Here is a 25,290-nt window from a genome sequence, read left to right on the forward strand (position 1 = left end):
ATAAAGGAAACTCAAGGGGGCGCTTTCGTCCCCCCGGGGTCAGAGTGCCGGGAACATGGGGTCGATGCCCTTGGCCGATTCCGGCGCGCCGAAGGCAGTGACGGCGGGCGCCTGTCCGCGGAACTTCTCGATCTCCACCAGCGCGGTGTGGGCCGTGGTGGCCTGCGCCAGGCTGGAGGAGCCTATGTCGGCGGTCAGCACGTTGGGATCGCCGTAGGTACAGAGAGTCCCTACCTTGCCGCCCTCTTGCGGGCCATACCAGGCTCCTTCCTGTATCCGGACTACGCCGGGGGCGTAGTCATCGCTCACCACCAGCCCAGCCAATACCTGACCGCGGCCGTTGAACACCCGCACCAGATCGCCGTCCTTGAGGCCGCGGGATTTGGCATCCTGCGGATTCATGTAGACAGGCTCGCGACCCTGCACTGTGTAGGTGGCGCGATAGTTGTCGGAGGAGCAGAGCTGGCTGTGCAGCCGTTTGTCCGGGTGGCAGGATTGCAGGTGCAGCGGGTACTGCTTGCTGCCCGGCCCGCCGTGTGAGCGCTCGTAGGGCTCGATCCAGACCGGATGGCCCGGGCAATCCCCATAGCCGTAGTCGGCAATGGTCTTGGAGTAGATCTCGATAAGGCCAGACGGGGTACCGAGGGGTTCCAGATCCGGCTCCTGACGGAACGACTCGTGACGCACCCAGGGCTGGCCTGCCGGGAAGGTGACGAAGCCTTCCCCGTGCCAGAACTGGCTGAAACGGGGCAGACGGATGCCGATGCCGCGGCCCTGCAGGCGGGCATCGTCATAGATGCTCTGGATCCACTCCAGCTTGCTCTTGCCGCCGGTGAATTCGACCTCGCGACCGAAGCGACGGCAGAGATCGGCGAAGATGTCATAGTCATCGCGCGCCTCGAACAGCGGCTCCACCACCTTGTACATGGCCAGAATGCCCGCGTTGGAGTGAGAACCCCACTGCTCGATGTCGTCCCGCTCATAGGTGGTGGTGGCGGGCAGCACGATATCGGCGAAACGGCAGCTGGCCGTCCACTGGTGATCGATGCTGACCACGGTTTCCAGCTTGCGCCAGGCGGCGACCATCTTGTTGCGATCCTGCTGGTGGTGGAACGGGTTGTTGCCGCAGAACACCGCCATCTTCATGTGGGGGTAGGTGATGGTCTGGCCGTTGAAGGCGATCTGCTTGCCCGGATTGAGGATGCAGTCGACGAAGCGGGCCACCGGAATGTATTTGGAGTAGCCCTTCCAGTCGCCGTCATGGAGTGGTTTAACGCCGGGAATGACCGAGCTGAAACCTGACATGATAGGGCCGCTGGAGGTGATGGTGCCCGCCCCGTTGTAGTGCCAGCCAAAGCCGTAACCGCCCCCCGGCAGGCCGATCTGGCCAATCATCGAGGCCAGTACCACCAGCATCCAGGCGTACTGTTCGCCGTGGTGCATACGCTGCACGCACCAGCCGCCGATAAGCTGGGTACGGCCGCTGCTCATGGTGCGGGCCAGCTCGCGGATGGTTTCGGCTGGTACGCCACAGATGGCGGCGGCCCACTCTGCGTCCTTCACCTGACCATCGCTGGTGCCCAGCAGGTAGGGCAGGAACTTGTCAAAACCGGTGGTGTAGTCTTTCAGGAACTTCTCGTCGTGGCGCTTCTCGCTGTAGAGGGTGTGGGCGATACCCAGCATTAGCGGCACGTCGGTTTGCGGACTCAGGGTCACCTGATCGCAATTGAGGTACTTCTGGGTCTTGGATTTGACCGGATCGACACTGATCACCCGGATCTCGCCCTTGGCCACCTTCTCTTTCAGCTGCGCCCAGTAGTCGTAGACGCTGTGATCCGGCACCAGCCAGCCCACCTGCAGGTTCTTGATGGGATCTGAGCCCCAGATAACGATGGTCTTGCTGTGTTCCAGCACCAGCGGCCAGGAGGTCTGCTGCTCGTACACCTCCATGGCGCCCGCCACGTGGGGCAGGATCACCTGGGCGGCACCGGTGGAGTAGTCACCGGCCTTGGCCAGATAGGTGCCGTGCAGGTTCATGGCACGCCCCAACATGGCGCCAGCAGAGTGCAGCTTGCCCACTGACTGCCAGCCGGAGTGGCCGGCATAGAGGGCGCTCGGGCCATAGGTTTTCTGCACCCGCTCCAGCTCGTGATAGAAAAAATCGAGCGCCTGAGACCAGGTGACCCGCACGAAGCGGTTCTGGCCGCGTTCGCTGGTGTTGGACTGGTGCCCCTTGCGCAGCCAGTCCAGCCGCACCATGGGGTAGCGGATGCGGGAGGGGTTGTAGACCACTTCACTCAAGGCCTTGAGCATGTCGGTGGGGTGCTTGTCGTGCTCGAACGGCAGGGTCTCGACCCAGCGGCCATCGACCACCCGGGCACGGAAGGCGCCCCAGTGGGAGCCGGACTGCACCAGTTTTTCGCCGGACTCGGCGGCCATCACGGCGCGACCGAGCAGGGAGGGGCCGATCAGGGCAGAGGCACCGCTGGCCAGCAAGCCACCCAGAAAACCACGACGGGAAATATTGATCATCTTGTTATTCCTCTTTCGAATCCGGACTTAGTGGCTGCCCTGACCACCGGTATCGGCGGCATGGTTTTGCAGGTATTTGAGCAGGGTGCGTTCCTCTTCCTTGCTCAGGCGATAGTAGGCAGACATCGCCTTGAGTCCCGAAATCCAGCCGTTGGCAGTGAAGTGAGCGGGATCCGGCGCGCCGTGGCAGGAGTTGCAGGTGGATTTGTACATCTCGCCGGCGTAATCCCAGATCGGCTTGAGCGAGGACTCAAAGCCCTTGCCATCGACCCAGGCCTGCACCTGAACCTGCTCCCACTTGATATGGGTGGTGCTGTCGGTCTCCTGTTTGAGCACTTTCTCGCTCGCTTTCAGTTCGTCACGGATGGTGGCGACGAAGACCCGCTTGCCCATGTATTCGCTCAGCACCCGGCCCTTGCCATCGCTCTCGCGCCACCCTTCGATGGTCACCTTGAGGCGATCGCCGCTGCGGTCCACCACGTCGATGCGGGAGGCGGGCAGCAGTTTGCCGACCGGGTCGGTACTCTGTTCGCTGGCATAGAGATCTTTTTCACCCAGGTTGTAGAGGGTCTCGGCGGCTGGCGCCTCTTGCGCGTCGTTGACCAGGGTGGCGTAAGTGGCCCGGAAGCCGCCCGCCATGTTGGGCAGTTCGTGGGCGATGCCCTTGTGGCACTCGATGCAGTTCATGTTCTTCGCCGCCGCATCTTTCATCGCCAGCGCTGCCGCCGGGGACTGCTTGGCGTGATCCATGTTGTCGTAGCTGTGGCAGGACTTGCAGGTCTTGGAGTTCTGGCTGCTCATCCGCGCCCACACCTTCTCGGCCAGATGCAGGCGCCGGTCTTCGAACTTCTCCTGGGTGTCGATGCTGTGGCCTATGTACTCCTGATAGAGGTCGTTGGCCGCCTCCATCTTGCGGGCCACCTTGCCGACAAAATCCTTCGGCTGGTGACAGTCGGTACAGACCGCCTGTACCCCTGAGGCATTCTTGAAGTGGATGGACTCCTTGTACTCCGGATAGACGGTGTCTTTCATGGAGTGGCAGGAGATACAGAATTCGAGGCTGCTGGTTTTCTCAAAGCCATAGTGCAGGCCTACGGTGCCCGCGAGGGTGACGCCGACGCCCACCAGAAGCAGCGCCAGTACCGACCAGCGACGGCTGGGGGTGCGCAGGAAGTGCCACAGTTTTTTCATCATGCTCTCTCACATCACTTTTTTGATGGGAGCCATGATAGGGAGGCGTTGTGAACAGGGCTGCCGCCACAAATTAATGAAATAGGGGTATTTATGACAAAATGTGAATAGAATAATCCTCCCTTGTCGACCATCGTGAACCCTGCCCATGAGCTACCACATTCTGGTTGTTGAAGATGATGCGGTTACCCGCGAGAAGCTGACCGGCTATTTCGAGCGGGAGGGCTATCGGGTGACGGCGGTCGAAAACGGCCCGGAGATGCGCGCCGTGCTGGCGGTACAAACGGTCGATCTGGTGATGCTGGATATCAACCTGCCGGGGGAAGATGGTCTGCTGCTGACCCGTGAACTGCGGGCGCGCAGCACGGTGGGGATCATTCTGGTCACCGGCCGCAGTGATGCGGTAGACCGGATAGTCGGCCTCGAGATGGGGGCCGATGACTATGTCACCAAGCCGTTCGAGCTCAGGGAACTGCTGGTGCGGGTCAAGAATCTGCTGTGGCGGATCTCGCTGGCTGCCGCCGCGCCAAGTGAGCCTGCGGTGGCTGACGATGCGGTGCGCTTTGGCCCCTGGCGTTTTGATATTCCCCGCCGCCAGCTCAGCAAGGACGGGGTGCCGGTGCGCCTGACCAAGGCCGAATATGAAGTGCTGGTGGCCTTTGTCGCCCATGCCGGGCGGGTGCTGAGCCGGGAGCGGATCCTGACCCTTATCAGCCATCGCGGCGATGGCCCGAGCGATCGCACCATAGACGTGTTGATCCGGCGGCTGCGCGGCAAGATGGAGCCGGATCCGCGGGATCCCCAGCTGTTTGTTACCGTCCATGGTGAAGGCTATCTGTTTGCCGGTGAGATAGCCTCCTGATCCCGTTGCGGCGGCCTTGACCTGTTTGACCGGGTATCAGACCGGCGGGCGGGTATCAAATTGCGGGCAGTCGTCGCCAATCTGGTGCCAGGGCGCCTTGGAGCCGACAAAGATGTGAAATGCGGGCCGCTGGCTTGGCACATCGTCCAGCACCCCGAGGCGCAGATTGATCTTGCCGCTGCTGCTCTTCTGGCTGAACAGGCTGGAACCGCAGTGACGACAGAAGGCCAGGGTGGTCTCTGCCGATTTCCGGTAGCGGCCGATGGCCTCTTCCCCCTTCACTATGGTGACATTGTTGCCATCCAGTCCGCCGACCGAGGCATAATCTCCCCCTGAAAACTTGCGGCATTCGCTGCAGTGGCAGTTCCCCATATAGTCGAACTGATCCGGCAGGGTCAGGGCGACGGCGCCGCACAGGCAGCTGGCATGTAACTCTTTCATCTCTTCTCCTTGAGTGGGCTAATCGGATTTGGAACGGCTATTCGACCCGATAGACGGGACGAAAAGCGCCATCCGAGAGGGAATCTGCGGGGTCGGCCAGCGGTGCAGAGAGCGTCAAAATGGGTGGTCCCATCACCCGCGGACATTGTTCGGCACTGGCATCAGGGTGTTGCAGCAGGCAGACCGCCTGAGCGACCGCAAGGCGCCCCTGCAGCCGCATCTGATCGCTGTTGGCTGCCAGGATCTTGCCCCGGCGCAGGCCCCGCTGTACCCCGTGGCTGAAGTAGGTGCTCAGCACCCGGGGCCTGTCGAGATGGCGCTGCGCCAGCTCGTTGACCGCGACTTCGGCGGCGATGGCGCCCCCCACCAGATAGTCGAGGTCGGGATAGCGGGCCAGCGTCTGCTGCACCAGCGTGCGCTGGATTTCCCGGCTGTTGTCGCCGCGTTCGGTGGTGACCAGCTTGATGGCGCTCCCCTTGATGGCATCAGCAAAGCCCGGCTCGACGAAGTTGTTGCCACCACTTGCCTGCGGGCCGGGGAAGAGGGCGACCGAGACCGGTTTGCTGCCGGCGGGGTGGCGCTGCGCCAGCCAGTGGCCGATTTGCCAGCCCATCTGGTACCAGGAGACACCCACCTTCGCCTGCACCAGACCGCTGGGCAGATCGTTGACCAGCCCAAAGAGCGGCAGCGGCGTGACCTTGATGGCCTCGCGCAAGCCCTGATAGCTCACCGCGCCGAGCAAGATGGCGTCGCTCCCTTCCTGCACGCAGCGCTGCAACTGCTGGCGCTGCTCGGCGAGGGCGCCGTAACCCCCCGCTTCGTGGATCTGCAGCTTGACTCCCAGCCGCTTCGCCTCGTCCACCATGCCCTGATTGACCGAGAGCCAGTAGGCGTCGCGCAGATGGGGGTAGAGGGCACAGAGGGTCAGCGGTTTGGGTGCGGCGGCAGGTTCCGGCCACTGCTGGCGCACCGGCTGGCCGCTGAATTCGCCGGCGGGCCAGATATCGACCGCAAAGGCGAGGGCGGCGCGGGGAAGCATTAGCAACCAGATCAGCAACAACGGGGAGAGATAGACGCTTCGCATGGTCAGGGGTTTTGTTAAAGTGTTGGGCCATATTATCCGGTCAAAGCCGACCACAACCAAGGGACTTCCCGTGAGAATCTTTTCCGGCCTGGGTGGCAAGTTGCTGCTGGCCTTCTCCTTGATGGCATTACTCACACTGAGTGCCTCCCTGCTGGGTTGGGTGGGGCTTAGCCATCTGCGCCAGCTGGAGCAAGGGGTGCAGCAGACTCTGGCCGATCAGGAGCTGGCCCGCACGCTCTCTCGCCTCAGCGGCGAGATCCAGAGCGCGTCACGGCTGCTGGCCACCGCAACCAGCGAGCAGGAGCGGGAGCATCAGGGACGCCTGCTCACCCTGCAGGGGCAACAGCTGCAACAGGTACTGGCGCAACTCGGCCGTGGGCAGGGTTCAACAAGCCTCGATCAGCTCAGTCAGAGCATCATCGGCAATCTGGGCCAGCAGGGCTGGCTGGTGGGGGAAAGATTGACCCTGATGGCGCAAGGGGAGGCGCAGCGGGCCCGTCTGGTGGCGGCGGCCGGGCAGATCGCCGAGCTGGCGCGCAGCCAGATGGAGAACGCCGAAACCGTGATGGTGGCGGGGTTGGGTTCCCTCTACCAACAACAAGGTGCGCAGGCGACTCGGACGCTGGACCGCCTGCTGGAGCAGGATCTCGACTGGCTGGAGCAGATGACCGAGCTGCGTCATCGCACCCTGATGCAGCAGCAGCGCATCGAGGAGATGTGGCGCAGCGAACGACAGGAACAGTTGCAAACGCTATTGCAAGAGGGGCAGCGGGAGCTGGCCATCTTGCAACTGCGGGCCGGGGCGGTGACCGACCCGGCACGCCGTCAGGCGGTGGAGCAGGCGCTGACCGTGCTTTCGCAGAGCGACAAGCTGGTGCAACTGCGCAGCGACTGGCTCGGCAAGGGGGAGGCGCTGCGGGTGCTGGCCAATGCCAATGAGGCCCTGATGAGCAGCCTCAACCAGCAGGTCGGAGAGCTGGTCAGCCGTGCCCGCGATTCGCTGGGGCAGAGCCAGCAGGCGCTAAGCCAGCGCCTCAGGCTGCTGGAGCAGGCGCTGATGGCCATTGGCCTGCTCACCCTGCTACTACTGATGCTGCTGATGTGGCGCATGGTCTATGGCCGGATCGTCTGGCCACTGCAACGGGCGGTGGCGGGGATGAGCCGGTTGGCGCGCGGGGATCTGGCCCCCCTTGAGCCGATCGCCAGTACCGGGCGCGATGAGCTGGCGGAGCTGGGGCGGGCCCTGCAGGTGTTTCGTGACAATGCGGTGGAGCTGGGCCGCTATCAGCGCGAGCTGGAGTCGCGGGTCGAGGAGCGCACTGGCCAGCTCAGCCACGCCAACGAGCGGCTCAATGAGGAGGTGGAGAAGCAGCGGCAGGCCCGCGCCGAGGCAGAGCAGGCCAACCGCGCCAAGTCTGTGTTTCTCGCCACCATGAGCCACGAGATCCGCACCCCCATGAACGGCATTCTGGGTGGCCTGACACTGCTGGAAGATACCCACCTGAGCGATACCCAGCAGCGCTATCTGGCCGCCATCGAACACAGTGGCGAATCCCTGCTGGAGATCCTCAACGACATTCTCGACTACTCCAAGATAGAAGCGGGCCATGTGGAGGCGCGCCGCGAACCCTTCCCCCTGTTCCAGCTGGTGGATGAGCTCAGCGCGTTGTTCCGGCCAAAGGCAGAGGCCAAGGGGGTCACTCTGGCGCTGGAATATGCGCCCGGGCTGGCGCCTGTGGTCGAGGGGGATCTGGGCAAACTGCGCCAGGTGCTCGGCAACTTGCTCGGCAATGCGGTCAAGTTTACCGCCCGTGGCCAGATTACCCTGACGGTAGCGCCTCTTGCCTGCCAAGGCCCTTGCGCCGAGCCCTGCATCCGCTTCGTGGTGCGCGATACCGGCCCCGGCATTCCGGCCGATGAGCAGGAGGCGGTGTTCGAGGCGTTTCGCCAGCGCAAGCGTGATATAGGCCATCAGGGCGGCACCGGGCTGGGTCTGGCGATCAGCCGCAAGCTGGTGGCCGCCATGGGGGGCGAGCTTATCCTTGCCAGCGAACCGGGCAAGGGGTGTGAATTCAGCTTCAGTTTGCCGTTGCAGCGTTCGAGCGCCCAGTTGCCTGCCGAGGCGCAACCGCTGCACCTTGGCCAGTCCCGTGACATCCTGCTGGTGGAGGATAACGAGATCAACCGGCTGGTGGCGCAAGGCATGCTGACCCGCCTCGGCCATCGCGTCACCCTGGCGGAGGATGGTCGCAGCGCGCTGGCGCTGGTGACCGAGCGTCCCTTCGAGCTGGCGCTGCTCGATATCAATCTGCCCGATATGGACGGGATGAGCCTGCGCGAGGATCTGGCAGCCATCAGTGAGGAGATGCATGAACGGCCGCTGCCAGCCATCGCCATCTCGGCCCAGATGTATCCGGAGGATATCCGCCACTGCCTTGCCGCCGGCTTCGTCGATTTTGTCGGCAAGCCGGTGCGGCTGGCGGTGCTGGCGAACGCCATAGATCAACTATTTCGGCAAGAAGGGGCCTCTATCGAGCCGCAGGTGCAGTTATCAGTAGCCGTGCCCCCAACTAACCAGCCCGGGTGGGTCAATCCGGTGCTGGATGCCGATCTGCCCCTGCTCGGCATGGCGCGGATCCGCCAGCTGGTCGCGCTGTTTGAGTCGCAAGGGCGGGTGTTGGTAGATAAGTTGGCTCAGGGTGAGGGGAGTGAGCAACGTCAGCTAGCGCACAAGCTCAAGGGGAGTGCGCTGGCGCTTGGGTTGACCGAATTTGCCAGCCACTGTGCGTCTCTTGGGGCGGGATGCGGGGAGCCTGCGGCAATCGGGGCGCAATTTGACGCGGCGGTGAGCGGGTTGCAGCAGTGGCTGGCGGCCAACAGGGATGCGCCGTTCTGATCCCTGCTGGCGATGTACGGCGTTTAGGGAGGGTAGCCAGCCCCTGCGCTGTTATTCTATCTCCCGAAACAGCACCTGCTTGCACTTGGCACAGACCCATTCTCGGCGAAAATCGGTCAGGTGCACCATGCCTACCTCCAGCAACTCGTGGTGGCCGCAGTGATAACAGAAGATGATATCGCCATCGACTGATTCAGGGTGGGCCGCCAGATAGTCGGCTTTGGTGGGGAGTTGATCCCACGAGGTGGTGGGGAGATGTTTGCGTTGGCTGGTGTAGTAGACCCAGTAGAACAGAAAAAAGACAGCCAGGATCACGAATGTCAGCAGATGGTCCATCTTGAACTCCTCCGGTTAGGTGCAGCCCCTCGGATGCATGGCTGCAATCAGCTCCATCATCATTAAATTTGTTTCGAATTAATATGTTACAGGATGGATAAAGAGGGTGTTGTGATCCCCTTCGGGTTTTGCCCGCCCGCGGCGGGATGAAAAAAGTGTCGTTTGGCGGAGTGGCCAGGGTATTGAACGGGGAGGGAATCTTGCTTTTTACAACATAAATTCAACATTTTTTTAGGTGGTTGGACTGTCTCTTTGATCCAGCTCACGTTACAATGCCCGCGCCCACTTCACCTAACGCGCAAACGATTTTCAGGAGAGAAACGGATGTTGAAACGTGACATGACCATCGCCAATTATGATCCGCAATTGTGGCAGGCCATCACAGACGAAACCCGTCGTCAGGAAGAGCATATCGAGCTGATTGCGTCTGAGAACTACACCAGCCCCCGTGTCATGGAAGCCCAGGGCTCCCAGCTGACCAACAAGTACGCTGAAGGTTACCCCTCCAAGCGTTACTACGGTGGTTGCGAGTATGTGGATGTGGTTGAAACCCTGGCTATCGAGCGCGCCAAAGAGCTGTTCGGTGCCACTTACGCCAACGTGCAGCCGCACTCCGGCTCCCAGGCCAACAGCGCCGTTTACATGGCTCTGCTGCAGCCGGGCGACACCGTACTGGGCATGAACCTGGCCCACGGCGGTCACCTGACCCACGGCTCTCCGGTCAACTTCTCCGGCAAGCTTTACAACATCGTGCCTTACGGTATCGATGAGTCCGGCAAGATCGACTACGACGACATGGAACGTCAGGCTGTCGAGCACAAGCCGAAGATGATGATCGGTGGCTTCTCTGCCTACTCCGGCATCGTTGACTGGGCCCGCATGCGCGAAATCGCCGACAAGGTCGGTGCCTACCTGTTCGTCGACATGGCCCACGTGGCTGGTCTGATTGCCGCTGGCGTCTACCCGAACCCGGTTCCCCACGCTCACGTGGTCACCTCCACCACCCACAAGACCCTGGCCGGTCCGCGCGGTGGTCTGATCCTCTCCGCCGCTGACGACGAGGAGCTCTACAAGAAGCTCAACTCTGCCGTCTTCCCGGGTGGTCAGGGTGGCCCGCTGATGCACGTCATCGCCGGTAAAGCCGTTGCCTTCAAAGAGGCGCTGGAGCCGGAGTTCAAGACCTATCAGGCTCAGGTCGTGAAAAACGCCAAGGCGATGGCCGCCACCTTTATCGAGCGCGGTTACAAGATCGTCTCCGGCGGTACCGACAACCACCTGATGCTGGTTGATCTGATCGGCCGCGAGCTGACCGGTAAGGATGCTGACGCTGCGCTGGGCAAAGCCAACATCACAGTCAACAAGAACTCAGTGCCCAACGACCCGCGCTCCCCGTTCGTCACCTCCGGTGTGCGTATCGGTACCCCGGCCATCACCCGCCGCGGTTTCAAGGAAGCCGAGTCCATCGAGCTGACCCACTGGATCTGCGACGTACTGGACAACCACGACAACGATGCCGTGCTGGCCACCGTGCGTGAGAAGGTGCTGGATATCTGCCGCCGCTTCCCGGTTTATGGCTGATAAGTCAGACCATCCGGTTTGAGACCAATGCCACCTGCGGGTGGCATTGTTTTTTCTGGCTTTTACCGGTTTTGGATGGCCGTGCTACACTGGCCGACCTAGATCCTGGCCCGCCGGGCCGGTCCCTGTTCCATTAACGCCGGAGGTCCGATGCATTGCCCATTCTGTAGTGCGGTTGATACCAAGGTGATCGATTCCCGTCTGGTGGCAGAAGGCCATCAGGTGCGCCGCCGTCGTGAGTGTCTGCTCTGTCACGAGCGTTTTACCACCTTCGAGATGGCCGAGCTGGTGATGCCCCGCGTCATCAAGTCCAACGGCTCCCGCGAGCCGTTCAACGAAGACAAGCTGCGCGCTGGCATCCTGCGGGCGCTGGAGAAGCGGCCGGTGAGCATGGAGGCCATCGAAAAAGCGGTCAACCATATCAAATCCCGCCTGCGTGCCACCGGCGAGCGCGAAGTCGCCTCCGAGCTGGTGGGCAATCTGGTGATGGATGAGCTCAAGAGTCTGGACAAGGTGGCCTATATCCGCTTTGCCTCCGTCTATCGCAGCTTCGAAGATATTCGCGAGTTCGGTGAAGAGATCGCCAAATTGGAGAAATGATGGTATCGGATGGGCAAGTGGATATCCGCTTCGCCCCTCTCTACCTCAGGACACGAAGATATTCGCGAGTTCGGCGAAGAGATTGCCAAGCTGGAGAAGTAAACCGCCATTCTCACCCATGTTGCCGCGTCCGATTACGCTGCGCTAATCGAACCTACGATACTGCGTAAAGCCGAGATGTGTTGTCAAAGGAGCCCGAATGTTTAGTCAAGATGATTACCAATGGATGAGTCGGGCCCTCGAACTGGCCCGCCGCGGCCGCTACACCACGGCCCCCAACCCCTGCGTCGGCGCCGTGCTGGTCAAAGATGGCGTGATGGTTGGCGAAGGGTGGCATCAGAAGGCGGGCGAGCCCCATGCCGAGGTCTACGCCCTGCGCGCCGCCGGTGACAACGCCCGTGGCGCCACCGCTTATGTGACCCTCGAACCCTGTTCCCACCACGGCCGTACTCCCCCCTGCGCTGAAGCCTTGATCAAGGCCGGTGTAGCCCGAGTGGTCGCGGCCATGGTTGACCCCAATCCCCAGGTGGGCGGACGCGGGCTGCGGATGCTCTCCGAAGCGGGGATCAAGACAGATTTCGGCCTGCTGGCGAGTGAAGCCGAAGCGCTCAACCCGGGCTTTTTCAAGCGGATGCGTACCGCCTTCCCGCGGGTGACCGTCAAGCTGGGGGCCAGCCTCGATGGCCGCACCGCCATGGCGAGCGGCGAGAGCCAGTGGATCACCTCCCCCGATGCGCGCCGCGACGTGCAGCGACTGCGGGCTCGCCACGATGCGGTGCTCTCCAGCGCCGAAACCGTGCTGGCCGATGGCGCTTCCCTGACCGTGCGCTGGGACGAGCTGCCCCCCTCGGTCAAGGCGAGCTATCCCAAAGAGGCCCTGCGCCAGCCGCTGCGGGTCATCGTCGATTCGCAAAACCGCCTCACACCCGACTTGCCGCTGTTCCAGAGCGAGAGCCCGGTGCTGCTGGCTCGGCACAAGGCGTCCGGCGAGTGGCCCGAGTGGGTGCAGCAGCTGGAGCTGCCGCTGCTGGATGGCAAGCTGGATCTGGTCAGCCTCTTCATGCTGCTGGCCAAGCAGAATGTCAACTCGGTACTCATCGAGGCGGGCCCGCGGCTCTGCGGCGCTCTGCTGGAAAAAGGGCTGGTGGATGAGCTGGTGCTCTATCAGGCGCCCAAACTGATGGGTGACGAAGGGCGCGGCCTGTTCCATCTGCCGGGTCTGACCCGGCTGTTCCAGGCGCCCAAGCTCGCCATCAAGGATGTGCGCATGGTGGGGCCGGATATTCGCATTACCGCCAAAATAGCCTGATCTTTCAATGTTCAAGGGGGCAGCAGCTGCCCCCGTCATCAGCAAGGTGATCTGCATGTTTACCGGAATTATCGAAGCGGTGGGAACCCTGGCCGAACTGCGCCGTCAGGGCGACGACATGGCACTCATCGTCCATGCGCCGCATCTCGACTTCAGTGACGTCAAACTGGGCGACTCCATCGCCACCAACGGCGTCTGCCTCACCGTGGTGGCGTTGGGCGACAAGAGTTATACCGCCGACGTGTCGCTGGAAACCCTCTCCCGTACCGGTTTTGCCGCCGCCAGAGTGGGCGATCGGGTCAACCTCGAGAAGGCGCTGATGCCCACCTCCCGCCTCGGCGGCCATCTGGTCTCCGGCCACGTGGATGGCGTAGGGGAAGTGAAAAGCGTCTCCAGCAGCGGCCGCGCCATCGAGTACTGGATCAAGGCGCCGGGGGAACTCTCCCGCTATATCGCCGAGAAAGGCTCCATTGCGGTGGATGGCATCAGCCTCACCGTCAACGCGGTGCAGGGGGATCTGTTCCGCCTGACGATCGTGCCCCACACCGCGCAGGAGACCACCATCGCCAGCTGGAAGCCGGGTCACAAGGTCAACCTCGAGGTGGATCAGATCGCCCGCTATCTGGAGCGGCTGATGATGGGCAAGAGTCAGGAGAGCAGCGCCTCTACCCTGACTCTGGACAAGCTGGCCAAGGCCGGTTTTCTCTGATGGTCGGGGTGTTGGCCCCGACCAAAACGATTTTCTGTGATCCCGCTCTGATTGAAATGGGGCCATGCGCCCCAATCTAGAGCAGCATATCTCGCATTCCCGTTGAGCCTGCGGGCTCAATCCCCAAATAGACAGTGGAGTAGCCCATGGCGCTGAGCACAACCCAGGAAATCATTGCCGACATCAAGGCTGGCAAGATGGTGATCCTGATGGATGACGAAGACAGGGAGAACGAAGGGGACCTCATCATGGCCGCCTCCTGCGTCCGTCCGGAGGATATCAACTTCATGGCCCGCTACGGCCGTGGCCTCATCTGCCTGACCCTGACCCGGGATCGCTGCAAGCAATTGGCGCTGCCGCTGATGGTGGATCGCAACAATGCCCAGTTCTCCACCGCCTTTACAGTCTCCATCGAGGCGGCAGAAGGGGTGACCACAGGTATCTCCGCCGCCGATCGTGCGGTGACCGTGCAGGCGGCTGTGGCGCCCAATGCCAAGGCGGCCGATCTGGTGCAGCCGGGCCACATCTTCCCGCTGATGGCGCAGGATGGCGGCGTGCTGACCCGTGCCGGTCACACCGAAGCGGGCTGCGATCTGGCTCGTCTAGCCGGTTTCGAGCCTGCCGCCGTCATCGTCGAGATCCTCAACGAAGATGGCACCATGGCGCGCCGTCCTGACCTGGAGATCTTTGCCGAGGAGCACGGCATCAAGCTCGGCACCATCGCCGACCTTATCGAGTACCGCAACCAGCACGAGACCACGGTCGAGAAGGTGGCCGAGTGCAAGCTGCCCACCGAGTTTGGCGAGTTCGACCTCATCACCTTCCGCGATACCATCGACAATCAGGTTCACTTCGCCCTGAAAAAGGGTGAGGTACAGGCTGACCAGCCGACTCTGGTGCGCGTCCATCTGCACGATGTGCTGAGCGATCTGCTGCTGACCGACCGCCATGCTGCCCGCAGCTGGCCGCTGCCCAAATCCATGGCCCGCATTGCTGACGAGGGCGGCGTGCTGGTGATTTTGGGGGCGGAATCCCATGGCGCCGAGCTGCTGGCTAGGGTCAAGGGTTTTGAAGCCGCCGACAAGGGGTTGGCACCGGAAGGAGCCAAGTGGCAGGGCACCTCGCGCCGGGTGGGTGTCGGTTCCCAGATCCTCAAGGCCCTTGGCGTGAGCAAGATGCGCCTTTTGAGCTCACCGAAGAAGTACCATGCCCTCGGTGGTTTCGGTCTGGAAGTGGTTGAGTACGTCGGCGAGTAAAGCTCTACCAGAGAAGTACCATCCCCTTCCGGGTGGTTTCGGTCTGGAAGTGGTTGAGTACGTAGGCGAGTAAAGTTCCACCAGAGAAGTACCATCCCCTTCCGGGCGGTTTCGGTCTGGAAGTCGTGGAATTTACCGGCGAGCAAGTGCGCTGGACTGGTTACATCGCGATCATGGCCGTCTATTGCGGCCATGGTTTTTGTCGTGGGTCTGTTGTGCTAGAATGTGCGCACTTTTGACTCCGGCCCTTTTGATTGCACAGATACAGGATTTCCAATGAAGGTTATCGAAGGAAATATCGCCGCTCCTGAGGCGCGCGTTGCTATTGTTGTTGCCCGTTTCAACAGCTTCATCAACGACAGTCTGGTGAACGGCGCGGTGGACGTACTGAAGCGTCAAGGTCAAGTGCAGGACAGCAACCTGACACTGGTAAAAGTGCCGGGCGCGGTTGAAATGCCATTGGTCATCAAGAAGCTGGCCAAGAGTGGTCAATACGATGCCATCGTGGCGGTCGGTACTGTCATCCGTGGCGGCACCTACCACTTCGACCTGGTGGCAAACGAGAACAGCAAGGGCATGGCCCAGGTAATGATGGAATATGAAATTCCCGTTGCCTTCGGTGTGCTGACCACTGAAAACATTGAACAAGCCATCGAGCGTGCAGGTACCAAGGCGGGTAACAAGGGTGCAGAGGCTGCACTGGCAGCGCTCGAAATGATCAACGTCCTGAAAGAACTGGACGTGTAACGAGGAGAAGTACATTGAAACCGTCTGAGCGCCGTAAAGCCCGCCATTGCGCCACCCAGGCCATCTACCAGTGGCAGATGACCAAGGCTAACGTGGGTGACATCGAAGAGCAGTTCAAGATCGATCAGGACACCAAGGGTGTAGACCTGAACTATTTCCGCGATCTGCTGTTCGGGGTAGCCCTCCACTGCAGCGAGCTGGACAAGGTGTTTGCACCTTTCCTCTCCCGTCCGCTGGAAGAAGTGGACATGGTGGACAAGGCGATCCTGCGTCTGGCGACCTACGAGCTGACCCGTCGTGATGATGTACCGCCGCGCGTGGTCATCAACGAAGCGATCGAGCTGGCCAAAGCTTTTGCTGCCGATGACAGCCACAAGTTTGTCAACGGTGTACTGGACAAGGTGATCAAGTCGCTGAACAAGCGTTGATCCTGCTGTCCGTCAGCATCTAAGAGAGGAGCCAGCTTATTGCTGGCTTTTTACTGTATGGGTGAATTTGAGCTGATTGATAAGTACTTCAAGGTCCCCCACGCCCGCAAGGACGTGGTGATGGGCCCTGGAGATGACTGTGCCCTGCTGACCCTGCCCCCCGATACCCAGCTGGCGGTGAGCACCGACACTCTGGTGAGCGGCGTACACTTCTTTCCCGACATGGATCCGGTGGATCTCGGCTACAAGGCGCTGGCGGTCAATCTCTCCGATCTCGCCGCCATGGGGGCCGAGCCGCGCTGGGTGTCGCTGGCGCTGACTCTGCCTGCCATCAACGAAGGTTGGGTCGCCGGGTTTGCCGAAGGGTTTCTGGAGCTGGCCGAGTACTACAATGTGGCGCTGGTGGGCGGAGACATGACCCGCGGGCCGCTCTCCATCACCATCTCGGTGAAGGGGTCGGTGCCTGCCGGGCGCGCCTTGATGCGCAGCGGCGCCAAAGCGGGTGACGGCATCTATGTGACCGGCACTCTGGGGGATGCCGCGCTGGCGCTTTCCCACCTGCTGGGCAAACGCACCCTCAACGAGAACCAGCTGGCTGCCGTGCTGCCACGGCTCGACCACCCCCATCCCCGCATTCTGGCCGGTCAGGCGCTGCGCGGGCTGGCGGGCAGTGCGCTGGATCTCTCCGACGGTCTGGCATCGGATCTCGGCCATATCCTCAAGGCCTCCGGCGTGCGGGCCCAGATCGATCTCGATCTGCTGCCGCTCTCGCCGGTGCTGCAGGATGCGGTGAGCGAGCAGGAGGCGTGGCAACTGGCGCTGGCCGGTGGCGATGACTACGAGCTCTGCTTTACCGTACCGGAGGAGCACCGCGGCGCGCTCGATACGGCGCTGGCCCATAGCGGGGTCAAGTTCAGCCGCATCGGCCGCATCGTGGCGGGCGAGCCGGGCATCGACTACTTACGTGGCGACCAAGCGGTCGAGCTGCAACTGAAAGGGTGGGATCACTTCACATGAGTTTGTTCAGGATAAAGCCCGAGCTGACACGACTGGATCTGAAAAATCCGCTTCATTTTTTGGCGGTGGGGTTTGGTTCCGGTCTCAGCCCCAAGGCGCCGGGCACCATGGGAACCCTGGCGGCGATTCCGCTCTACCTGCTGGTGAGCGGTCTGCCGACCTATTGGTTTATCGCCTTGCTGGCGGTTGGGTTTGTGGTCGGTATTCGTATCTGCCAGAGCGCCACCGATGCCATCGGCATGCCGGATCACGGCGCCATCGTCTGGGACGAGGTGATCGGTTTTGGCGTCACCATGATCGCCGCGCCAGCCGGTTGGGAGTGGGTGGTGGCGGGCTTCGCGCTGTTCCGGTTGTTTGATGTGCTCAAGCCCTGGCCCATCTCCTGGTTTGATCGCCGGATCCACGGTGGCCTGGGCATCATGCTGGACGATCTGATCGCCGGCCTGTTCGCCCTGTTTTGTATGCAATTACTGGCATTCTGGCTCGGTTGAGAGCCATCTTCCGGGGGATGACCGTTCTGGCATCCCCCGATTTATATCTGCTTAATTTTCATTCATCGGCATATGCTGCCGTTTATCATCCATTTCACATAAATATTCACTACTCATTCGGGGCTGGTGATTGTTTTGGAAATAGTGATAAATGCTGCTTGTTGCGTTGTTGTTGAAATTAAAGTAATGATACCAATAGAAGTACGGACGCACCGGCCATTTTTGTGATGAAAATCATCATTTATCTCTGCCGAATTGGTGGTTATCTGCACAAAACATTGCGGAATTGTATAACTCAATCATTTACACCCGTGGTCAAACCGTCTAAGTTACTCGCGGGTTATTCCAAAAAAATGCAAAAAACCCGCCCGGATCGCTGGTTTCGCTGCCTCATGGATTGAGCAAATATTGCCCAAGGTAACAACCGGCATCTGCGGCTGATTTACGGACGAATTATTTGGGACGGATGTCCCCCGCAGAGGTAAACATGTCCTTGCTCGAAGTAAAGAACTTGCGGATCGAGTACCCCTCCCGCTACGGGGTGCTGGCCGCGGTGAAGGATCTCTCTTTCTCTATCGAAAAGGGTGAGATTGTCGGGGTGGTCGGTGAATCCGGCGCCGGCAAGTCCACCATCGGCAACGCCGTTATCGATCTCCTGAGCCCGCCGGGTCGCATCGCCCGTGGCGATATCTATCTCAATGGCGAGCTCATCTCCGGCAAGAGCCAAAACGAGATGCGGGCCATCCGTGGCTCCCGTATCGGGTTCATCTTCCAGGACCCCATGACCTCCCTCAACCCGCTGTTCACCGTTGAGCATCAGCTGGTGGAGACCATTCTGGCCAATACCGACCTCTCTCGCGAGGCCGCTTTTGCCAAGGCATTGGAGCTGATGGGGGCGGTGGGTATTCCGCAGCCGGAGCTGCGCATCAAACAGTATCCGCACCAGTTTTCCGGTGGCATGCGTCAGCGGGTGGTTATCGCCATTGCGCTCTCCTGCGATCCGGAGCTGATCATCGCCGATGAACCGACTACGGCGCTCGACGTCTCCATTCAGGATCAGATCCTCCAGCTTATCCGCGCCCTCTGCAAAGAGCGTCAGGTGGGCTGCATGCTGGTGACCCACGACATGGGCGTGGTCTCCAACGTTACCGACAAGGTGGCGGTGATGTATCGCGGCGATCTGGTGGAGTTCGGCCTGACCGAACAGGTGTTGGGCAGCCCCAATCACCCCTATACCCGCAGCCTCATCTCGGCGGTCCCCCGTTCCGATGTGAAGCTGGTGCGCTTCCCGCTGGTCTCCTATATCGAGGATGCCAGTGCGCCGGATACCAATATCGACCTCAAGACTCACTGGCTCGGCCAGAGTCAGGACGAGCGAGCCTATGAAGGGGCGCTGTTGCGGGTGGAGAACGTCGATCTGAAGTTCGTCACCAAGGACTCCATCTTCCCGAGCCGCCGCCAGTATGTACGCGCCTGCAACAACATCAGCTTCGAGATCTTCGAGGGTGAAACCTTCGGTCTGGTGGGGGAGTCGGGCTCCGGCAAATCGACCATTGCCCGCGCCATCACCGGTCTCTATCCGCCTGATACCGGCAAGATTTTCTTCGAGGGGATCGATCTGACCGCTCTCAAGAGCGAGCGCGAACGTCGCCCGCTGCGTCGCCAGATGCAGATGGTGTTCCAGAACCCCTATTCGTCGATGAACCCGCGGATGAAGGTGCGCGACATCATTGCCGAGCCGATCCGCTTCCATCAGCTGGCGAGCAGCGAGAGCCAGATCGAGGGGATTGTCGGCGATCTGCTGGATCACGTGGGTCTTGGCCGTGGTGCTGGCCTCAAGTATCCCCACGAGTTCTCCGGCGGTCAGCGCCAGCGTATCTCCATTGCCCGCGCATTGGCCACTCGCCCGCGCTTCCTTATCTGTGACGAGCCGACCTCGGCGCTGGATGTGTCGGTGCAGGCCCAGATCCTCAACCTGCTCAAGGATCTGCAGCAGGAGCTCAAGCTCACCATGCTGTTTATCAGCCACGATCTGCCGGTGATCCGCCAGATGTGCGACCGCATCGGGGTGATGCAGCACGGTAATCTGGTGGAGGTGGCCGAGACCGAGAAACTCTTTACCAATGCCGAGCATGAGTACAGCCGCAAGCTGATCTCCCTCATGCCGGAGTTCAAGGGAATGTCCCGCGAGGGGCTGGAAATCGCAAGCTAGGAGAGCGCCGGTGCGCCGGTCTGCTTGTCAAAAAAAGTGTCATAAGAAAGCCAAAAGCATGGAGAACAAGATGAAGAAAGGATTGTCCAAGATTGCCCTGGCGCTGTTTGCCGCCGGTTTCGCCTTCAGTGTCTCAGCCGCTGATATCAAGGTGGGTGTCGCCTCTGACGCCACTTCGCTGGATCCGCAGGAGCAGCTCTCCGGTCAGACCCTGGAGATGTCGCACCTGGTATTCGATCCCCTGATGCGTTACACCCAGGACCTGCAGTTCGAGCCCCGTCTGGCCGAGAAGTATGAGCGTATTGACGATAAGACCGTCCGCTTCCACCTGCGCAAAGGGGTCAAGTTCCACTCCGGTAACGACTTCACCGCTGACGACGTGGTGTGGACCGTCAACCGCCTGAAATCCTCCGTCGACTTCAAGGCGATCTTCGATCCCATCAGCGAAGTGAAGAAGGTCGATGACTACACCGTCGATCTGATTACCGCGAAGCCCTTCCCGCTGGTGCTGCAGACCGTCACCTACATCTTCCCGATGGACTCCAAGTTCTACACCGGCAAGACCGAAGCGGGCAAAGACAAGGCCGAGATCGTCAAGAATGGCGACTCCTTTGCCTCTACCCACGTCTCCGGTACTGGCCCGTTCACCGTCAAGTTCCGCGAGCAGGGTGTGAAGCTCGATTATGCCCGCAACGCCAACTACTGGGACAAGGCCTCCAAGGGTAACGTCGAGAACCTGACCGTGGTGCCGATCAAGGAAGATGCGACCCGTGTTGCCGCCCTGCTGGGTGGCGACGTGGACATGATCTATCCGGTTGCGCCGAACGATCTGGAGCGCGTGAAGAATGGCAAGGACTCTCAGCTGGTTACCCTGTCCGGTACCCGTGCCATCATCATCGAGCTGAACCAGAACACCAACCCGGCACTGAAAGACAAGCGCGTGCGTCAGGCGATCAACTACGCCATCAACCAGGTGGGTATCGTCGAGAAGATCAACAAGGGCTTCGGTACCCCTGCTGGCCAGTTGAGCCCGAAAGGCTATGCCGGTCACAACGAGGCGCTGGTGCCCCAATATGATCTGGCCAAGGCCAAGGAGCTGATGAAAGAGGCCGGTTACGAGAAAGGCTTCAAGATGACCTTCATTGCCCCCGCGGCCCGCTACGTCAACGACGTCAAGATTGCCCAGGCGGTCTCTGCCATGCTGGCCAAGATCAACATCAAGGTGGATCTGAAGACCATGCCGGTAGCCCAGTACTGGCCCGAGTTTGACAAGTGTGCCGCGGACATGCAGATGATCGGTTGGCACTCCGACACCGAAGATACTGCGAACTTCTTCGAGTTCCTGACCTTCACCAAGGATGCCAAGACCGGTATGGGCCAGTACAACTGCGCCGGTTATGCCAACGCCGAAGCTGACAAGCTGGTGATGGATGCCAACGCCGAGACCGATCCGGCCAAGCGTGCCGAGATGCTGAAGAAGGTCGAGGCCATGGTGATCGAAGATGCTGCCTATGTGCCGTTGCACTGGGAAGATCTGGCCTATGGCGCCAAGAAGAACGTCGATATCAAGCCGGTGGTCAACGTGATGAACTTCCCTTACCTGGGTGACCTGGTGGTCAGCAAGTAAGAGAACGTCGCAAGGAAGGACGGGGCGGGGTGGTCAGCTGGCCACTCCGCCCACTAACAGAAGCCTGTGCCACGACACAGGCCACGTAGAAGGACAAGCATGTTTACATTCCTGCTGAAACGGTTCTATCAGGCCGTGATAGTGATGTTCGTCATCAGCCTGGTCGCCTTCTCCATCCAGGACAACCTGGGTGACCCGTTGCGCGAGCTGGTGGGACAATCCGTCTCCGAAGCCCAGCGTCACGAGTTGCGCGAGAAGATGGGCCTTAACGATCCCTTCCTCATCAAATACAGCCGCTTTTTGAAAAATGCGGTGCATGGGGATTTGGGCACCTCCTATTTCTTCAAGCGACCCGCTCTCGAGGTGATCCTCGACAAGCTGGTGGCTACCCTTGAGCTGGTGTTTGCCGCCGCGCTCATCATCGTGGTGGTCTCCATTCCACTCGGTGTCTATTCGGCGATCCGCCCGCGCAGCATTCCCACCAAGATCATCATGGCGGGGAGCAGTATCGGCATTTCGATCCCGGTGTTCCTGACCGCCATCATGCTGATGTATCTCTTCTCCATCCAGCTGGGCTGGCTGCCGGCCTATGGCCGCGGCGAGACCCGTAACCTGCTGGGCTGGGAGTCGGGCTTCTTCACCTGGGACGGCATCCTGCACCTGATCCTGCCGGCGGTGTCGCTCTCTTCCATCATGCTGCCGCTGTTTATCCGGCTGGTGCGCTCCGAGATGCTGGAGCAGCTCTCCTCCGAGTACGTCAAATTCGCCCGCGCCAAAGGGCTGGATAACAACAAGGTCTACTATCAGCACGCCCTCAAAAACACCATGCTGCCGGTCATTACCGTCGGCGGGGTGCAGATCGGCACCATGGTGGCCTACACCATTCTGACCGAGAGTGTGTTCCAGTGGCCGGGTACCGGCTTCCTGTTTCTTGAAGCGATCCACAGGGTCGATACCCCGCTGATCACCGCCTACGTCATCTTCGTGGGATTGATCTTCGTGGTGACCAATACCCTGGTCGACCTGCTCTACGGGTTGATCAACCCGACCGTTAACCTGACTGCCAAGGGGTAAGCGCATGACTAATGCTGTAACTGCAAGCCCAAGCCGTTGGGCACGATTCAAGAACTCTGACATCGTCTACTACTTCCTGCGGGACAAGGTAGCCATGTTCAGCTTTGCGGTGTTTGTGGTGTTCGTGCTGGCGGCGCTGCTGGCGCCCTGGCTCGCTCCGCACAACGTCTATGACCAGACCAGTTTTGATCTGATGGATGCCGAGTTGCCCCCCTCCTGGCTCGAAGGCGGCGAGGAGCGCTTCTGGCTCGGTACCGACAACCAGGGGCGGGATATCTGGAGCACCATCCTCTATGGCGCCCGTATCTCCCTCACTATCGGTCTGTTTGCGGTGGCGCTGCAGCTGGTGCTCGGTATCGTCATCGGTCTGATTGCCGGTTACTTCGGTGGCCGCATCGACAACCTGCTGATGCGCTTTGCCGATGTGCAGTTGTCGTTCTCCACCATGATGGTGGCGATCATCATCTCCGCCATATTTCAGGCAACCTTTGGCTCCGAGTTCTACTCGAAGTTCGCCATCATGATGCTGGTGGTGATCATCGGTATCGCCGAGTGGCCGCAGTATGCCCGTACCGTGCGCGCCTCTGTGCTGGCGGAGAAGAAGAAGGAGTATGTGGAAGCAGCCAAGGTGATGGGATTCCGTGCCCCGCGCATCATGTTCCGCCACATTCTGCCCAACTGTTTGTCGCCCATTCTGGTGATCTCCACCGTGCAGGTGGCCAACGCCATCATGAGCGAGGCGGCACTCTCCTTCCTCGGTCTGGGAATGCCGGTTGATCAGCCCTCGCTCGGTTCGCTTATCAGCGTCGGCTTCAACTACATCTTCTCCGGCTCCTGGTGGATCACCGCCTTCCCGGGAATCTGTCTGGTGGTGCTGGTGCTGGTCATCAACCTGCTGGGCGACTGGCTGCGGGATGTGTTTAACCCCAAGATCTATAAAGGGTAATCTGGGTCAGAAACGCAAAAATAAGAAGGGCGCCAATGAGGCGCCCTTCTTTTGTTTGATAGCTTCAAGCGTTATCAGGCTTGCAGCCAGCTTTCGATGCTGCGCTGGATGCCTGCATCGTCCAGACCGAGTAGGGCATAGATCTCCTGCTGGGTGCCCTGTTCGACGAAGCGATCCGGCAGGCCGAGGTTGAGCACCGGCTTGCACTGTTTATTGCGCATCAGCAACTCGTTCACCGCCGAACCGGCGCCACCCATGATGGCATTATCTTCGATGGTGACGAAGTGATCGTGGCTGGCCGCCAGCGACAGCACCAGCGCCTCATCCATCGGTTTGACGAAGCGCATGTCCACCAAGGTGGCATCGAGCGCTTCGGCCGCCGCTTTCGCGTGGTGCAGCAAGGTGCCAAACGCCAGAATGGCAGTGCCCTTGCCCTCTCGCAGGATTCGTCCCTTGCCGAGCTCCAGTGCCTGCATTTCTGACGAGATGGGGGCGTCGCTCAGGCTGCTGCCGCGCGGATAGCGCACTGCGGCAGGGCCCTGATGGAGATAGCCGGTATAGAGCATCTGGCGGCACTCGTTCTCGTCAGATGGCGTCATCACCACCATGTTGGGCACGGTGCGCAGGAAGCTGATGTCGAACGCCCCCTGATGGGTCGGACCATCGGCCCCCACCAGACCGGCCCGGTCGATGGCGAACAGCACCGGCAGATCTTGCAGCGCCACATCGTGGATCACCTGATCGTAGGCACGCTGCAGGAAGCTCGAATAGATGGCGACCACCGGCTTCTTGTCGGCGATGGCGAGACCTGCGGCGAACGTGACCGCATGTTGCTCGGCAATCGCCACGTCGAAGTAACGATCAGGATATTGCTGGCTGAATTTCACCAGCCCCGAGCCTTCACGCATGGCGGGGGTGATACCGACCAGCTTCTCGTCTTTGGCGGCCATGTCGCACAGCCATTGGCCAAAGATGGCGGAGAAGGTTGGTTTGGCGGCGCTCGCTTTCGGCAGGGAACACTCGTCAGGATTGAACTTGGGCACAGCGTGATAACCGATGGGGTCTTTCTCCGCCGGCTCGTAACCCTTGCCCTTCTTGGTCTTGACATGCAGCAGCTGTGGGCCCTTGAGATTGCGCATGTTGCGCAGGGTCTCGACCAGCGCCTCGATATCGTGACCGTCGATGGGGCCGATATAGTTGAAGCCGAACTCCTCGAACAGGGTGCCGGGCACCACCATCCCCTTGAGGTGCTCTTCGGCCCGCTTGGCCAGCTCCTTGACCGGTGGCAGGCCCGCCAGCACCTTCTTGCCACCTTCGCGGATGGTGGTGTAGAGCTTGCCGGACATGACCCGGGCTAGATGGTTGTTGAGCGCCCCGACATTCTCGGAGATGGACATCTCGTTGTCGTTGAGGATCACCAGCATGTCTTTATGGACATCGCCGGCGTGGTTGAGCGCTTCAAAGGCCATACCCGCGGTAATGGCACCGTCACCGATCACCGCAACGACCTTGCGACCCAGCCCTTCACTCTCGGCGGCAACCGCCATACCGAGTGCAGCACCGATGGAGGTACTGGAGTGGCCGACGGAGAGCACGTCGTACTCGCTTTCACCACGCCAGGGGAAGGGGTGCAGGCCATCCTTCTGACGGATGGTGTGGATCTGGTCACGGCGCCCGGTCAGGATCTTGTGGGGGTAGGCTTGATGGCCCACATCCCAGATCAGCCGATCGAACGGGGTGTTGTAGACGTAGTGCAGGGCCACGGTCAGTTCGACCGTGCCGAGACCGGAGGCAAAGTGTCCGCTGGAGCGGCTGACAGAGCGCAGCAGATATTCGCGCAGCTCGTTGCACAGCACCGGCAGCCGATCTTTGGGCAAGGAACGCAGCTCGACCGGAGTGTCCGCGAGGGCCAGGTTGGGGAAATTGCTAATATCAACGCTCATATTGTTACTGT

At 60.8% G+C, this 25,290-nt stretch carries 21 protein-coding genes; 15 read left to right on the top strand and 6 right to left on the bottom strand.

Annotation, left to right across the window (positions count from 1 at the left end; genetic code table 11):
* Positions 1 to 39: 39 nt before the first annotated feature.
* Both torA and torC read right to left on the bottom strand, forming a co-directional pair.
* Positions 40 to 2,532, bottom strand: a complete 2,493-nt coding sequence (gene torA / locus G5149_RS17615) for a trimethylamine-N-oxide reductase TorA (protein WP_421213168.1) — start codon at positions 2,530 to 2,532, stop codon at positions 40 to 42.
* 27 nt (positions 2,533 to 2,559) lie between these two features.
* Positions 2,560 to 3,726: a pentaheme c-type cytochrome TorC gene (torC, locus tag G5149_RS17620; RefSeq protein ID WP_267516931.1), complete on the bottom strand. Its 1,167-nt coding sequence runs from the start codon at positions 3,724 to 3,726 to the stop codon at positions 2,560 to 2,562.
* A gap of 145 nt (positions 3,727 to 3,871) precedes the next feature.
* Between torC and torR the strand changes: the two genes are divergently transcribed.
* On the top strand, positions 3,872 to 4,585 hold the full coding sequence (gene torR, locus G5149_RS17625) for a two-component system response regulator TorR (protein WP_421213170.1): 714 nt from the start codon (positions 3,872 to 3,874) through the stop codon (positions 4,583 to 4,585).
* 36 nt (positions 4,586 to 4,621) lie between these two features.
* Here torR and G5149_RS17630 read toward each other — a convergent pair whose 3' ends face one another.
* Together G5149_RS17630 and torT are read right to left on the bottom strand one after the other, a co-directional pair.
* Positions 4,622 to 5,026 carry a GFA family protein gene (locus G5149_RS17630; protein WP_263085592.1) on the bottom strand — a complete coding sequence of 135 codons (405 nt, stop codon included), beginning with the start codon at positions 5,024 to 5,026 and terminating at the stop codon, positions 4,622 to 4,624.
* A gap of 37 nt (positions 5,027 to 5,063) precedes the next feature.
* Complete coding sequence (torT, locus tag G5149_RS17635) at positions 5,064 to 6,110, bottom strand: TMAO reductase system periplasmic protein TorT (protein WP_421213172.1); 1,047 nt, start codon at positions 6,108 to 6,110, stop codon at positions 5,064 to 5,066.
* A gap of 70 nt (positions 6,111 to 6,180) precedes the next feature.
* Here torT and torS point away from each other — a divergent pair, with 70 nt between their 5' ends.
* Positions 6,181 to 9,006: a TMAO reductase system sensor histidine kinase/response regulator TorS gene (gene torS, locus G5149_RS17640; protein WP_421213174.1), complete on the top strand. Its 2,826-nt coding sequence runs from the start codon at positions 6,181 to 6,183 to the stop codon at positions 9,004 to 9,006.
* Positions 9,007 to 9,057: 51 nt separating this feature from the next.
* On the opposite strand, the gene G5149_RS17645 is transcribed toward torS, so the two are convergent.
* A complete protein-coding gene (locus G5149_RS17645) occupies positions 9,058 to 9,342 on the bottom strand; it encodes a hypothetical protein (protein WP_111899890.1) in 285 nt (94 codons plus the stop codon).
* A 324-nt stretch (positions 9,343 to 9,666) separates the two neighbouring features.
* Here G5149_RS17645 and glyA point away from each other — a divergent pair, with 324 nt between their 5' ends.
* The 13 genes from glyA (at position 9,667) to G5149_RS17710 (ending at position 23,336) form a co-directional block, all read left to right on the top strand.
* Complete coding sequence (gene glyA, locus G5149_RS17650) at positions 9,667 to 10,920, top strand: serine hydroxymethyltransferase (RefSeq protein WP_005338884.1); 1,254 nt, start codon at positions 9,667 to 9,669, stop codon at positions 10,918 to 10,920.
* A gap of 150 nt (positions 10,921 to 11,070) precedes the next feature.
* Positions 11,071 to 11,520: a transcriptional regulator NrdR gene (gene nrdR / locus G5149_RS17655; RefSeq protein ID WP_005338880.1), complete on the top strand. Its 450-nt coding sequence runs from the start codon at positions 11,071 to 11,073 to the stop codon at positions 11,518 to 11,520.
* Between the two features lie 199 nt (positions 11,521 to 11,719).
* Positions 11,720 to 12,829, top strand: a complete 1,110-nt coding sequence (gene ribD, locus G5149_RS17660) for a bifunctional diaminohydroxyphosphoribosylaminopyrimidine deaminase/5-amino-6-(5-phosphoribosylamino)uracil reductase RibD (RefSeq protein WP_421213175.1) — start codon at positions 11,720 to 11,722, stop codon at positions 12,827 to 12,829.
* Between the two features lie 55 nt (positions 12,830 to 12,884).
* Complete coding sequence (locus G5149_RS17665; RefSeq protein WP_236282119.1) at positions 12,885 to 13,538, top strand: riboflavin synthase; 654 nt, start codon at positions 12,885 to 12,887, stop codon at positions 13,536 to 13,538.
* Positions 13,539 to 13,684: 146 nt separating this feature from the next.
* Positions 13,685 to 14,794: a bifunctional 3,4-dihydroxy-2-butanone-4-phosphate synthase/GTP cyclohydrolase II gene (gene ribBA, locus G5149_RS17670; RefSeq protein WP_108613925.1), complete on the top strand. Its 1,110-nt coding sequence runs from the start codon at positions 13,685 to 13,687 to the stop codon at positions 14,792 to 14,794.
* 276 nt (positions 14,795 to 15,070) lie between these two features.
* The gene (ribE, locus tag G5149_RS17675) at positions 15,071 to 15,541 is read left to right on the top strand and encodes a 6,7-dimethyl-8-ribityllumazine synthase (RefSeq protein WP_005338866.1); all 471 of its coding nucleotides are present in this window, start codon (positions 15,071 to 15,073) and stop codon (positions 15,539 to 15,541) included.
* A gap of 14 nt (positions 15,542 to 15,555) precedes the next feature.
* Complete coding sequence (gene nusB / locus G5149_RS17680) at positions 15,556 to 15,969, top strand: transcription antitermination factor NusB (RefSeq protein ID WP_005343514.1); 414 nt, start codon at positions 15,556 to 15,558, stop codon at positions 15,967 to 15,969.
* Between the two features lie 57 nt (positions 15,970 to 16,026).
* Positions 16,027 to 16,986: a thiamine-phosphate kinase gene (gene thiL, locus G5149_RS17685; RefSeq protein ID WP_421213177.1), complete on the top strand. Its 960-nt coding sequence runs from the start codon at positions 16,027 to 16,029 to the stop codon at positions 16,984 to 16,986.
* Positions 16,983 to 17,477 carry a phosphatidylglycerophosphatase A gene (locus G5149_RS17690; RefSeq protein ID WP_021230380.1) on the top strand — a complete coding sequence of 165 codons (495 nt, stop codon included), beginning with the start codon at positions 16,983 to 16,985 and terminating at the stop codon, positions 17,475 to 17,477. The genes thiL and G5149_RS17690 overlap by 4 nt, the downstream gene beginning before the upstream one ends.
* Positions 17,478 to 17,964: 487 nt before the next feature.
* A complete protein-coding gene (locus G5149_RS17695) occupies positions 17,965 to 19,689 on the top strand; it encodes a dipeptide ABC transporter ATP-binding protein (RefSeq protein ID WP_203119592.1) in 1,725 nt (574 codons plus the stop codon).
* A gap of 70 nt (positions 19,690 to 19,759) precedes the next feature.
* On the top strand, positions 19,760 to 21,316 hold the full coding sequence (locus G5149_RS17700; RefSeq protein WP_164536188.1) for an ABC transporter substrate-binding protein: 1,557 nt from the start codon (positions 19,760 to 19,762) through the stop codon (positions 21,314 to 21,316).
* Between the two features lie 99 nt (positions 21,317 to 21,415).
* Positions 21,416 to 22,390 carry an ABC transporter permease gene (locus tag G5149_RS17705; RefSeq protein WP_005349514.1) on the top strand — a complete coding sequence of 325 codons (975 nt, stop codon included), beginning with the start codon at positions 21,416 to 21,418 and terminating at the stop codon, positions 22,388 to 22,390.
* A gap of 4 nt (positions 22,391 to 22,394) precedes the next feature.
* Positions 22,395 to 23,336, top strand: coding sequence for an ABC transporter permease (locus tag G5149_RS17710; protein ID WP_019445927.1), 942 nt, complete (start codon positions 22,395 to 22,397; stop codon positions 23,334 to 23,336).
* A 74-nt stretch (positions 23,337 to 23,410) separates the two neighbouring features.
* Here G5149_RS17710 and dxs read toward each other — a convergent pair whose 3' ends face one another.
* Entirely contained in the window at positions 23,411 to 25,279 is a 1,869-nt protein-coding gene (gene dxs / locus G5149_RS17715; protein ID WP_216951957.1) for a 1-deoxy-D-xylulose-5-phosphate synthase, read from the bottom strand.
* Positions 25,280 to 25,290: the final 11 nt, after the last annotated feature.

The organism is Aeromonas sp. 600479 (assembly GCF_049175515.1).
GTDB classification, from domain to species: Bacteria; Pseudomonadota; Gammaproteobacteria; order Enterobacterales; family Aeromonadaceae; genus Aeromonas; species Aeromonas veronii_A.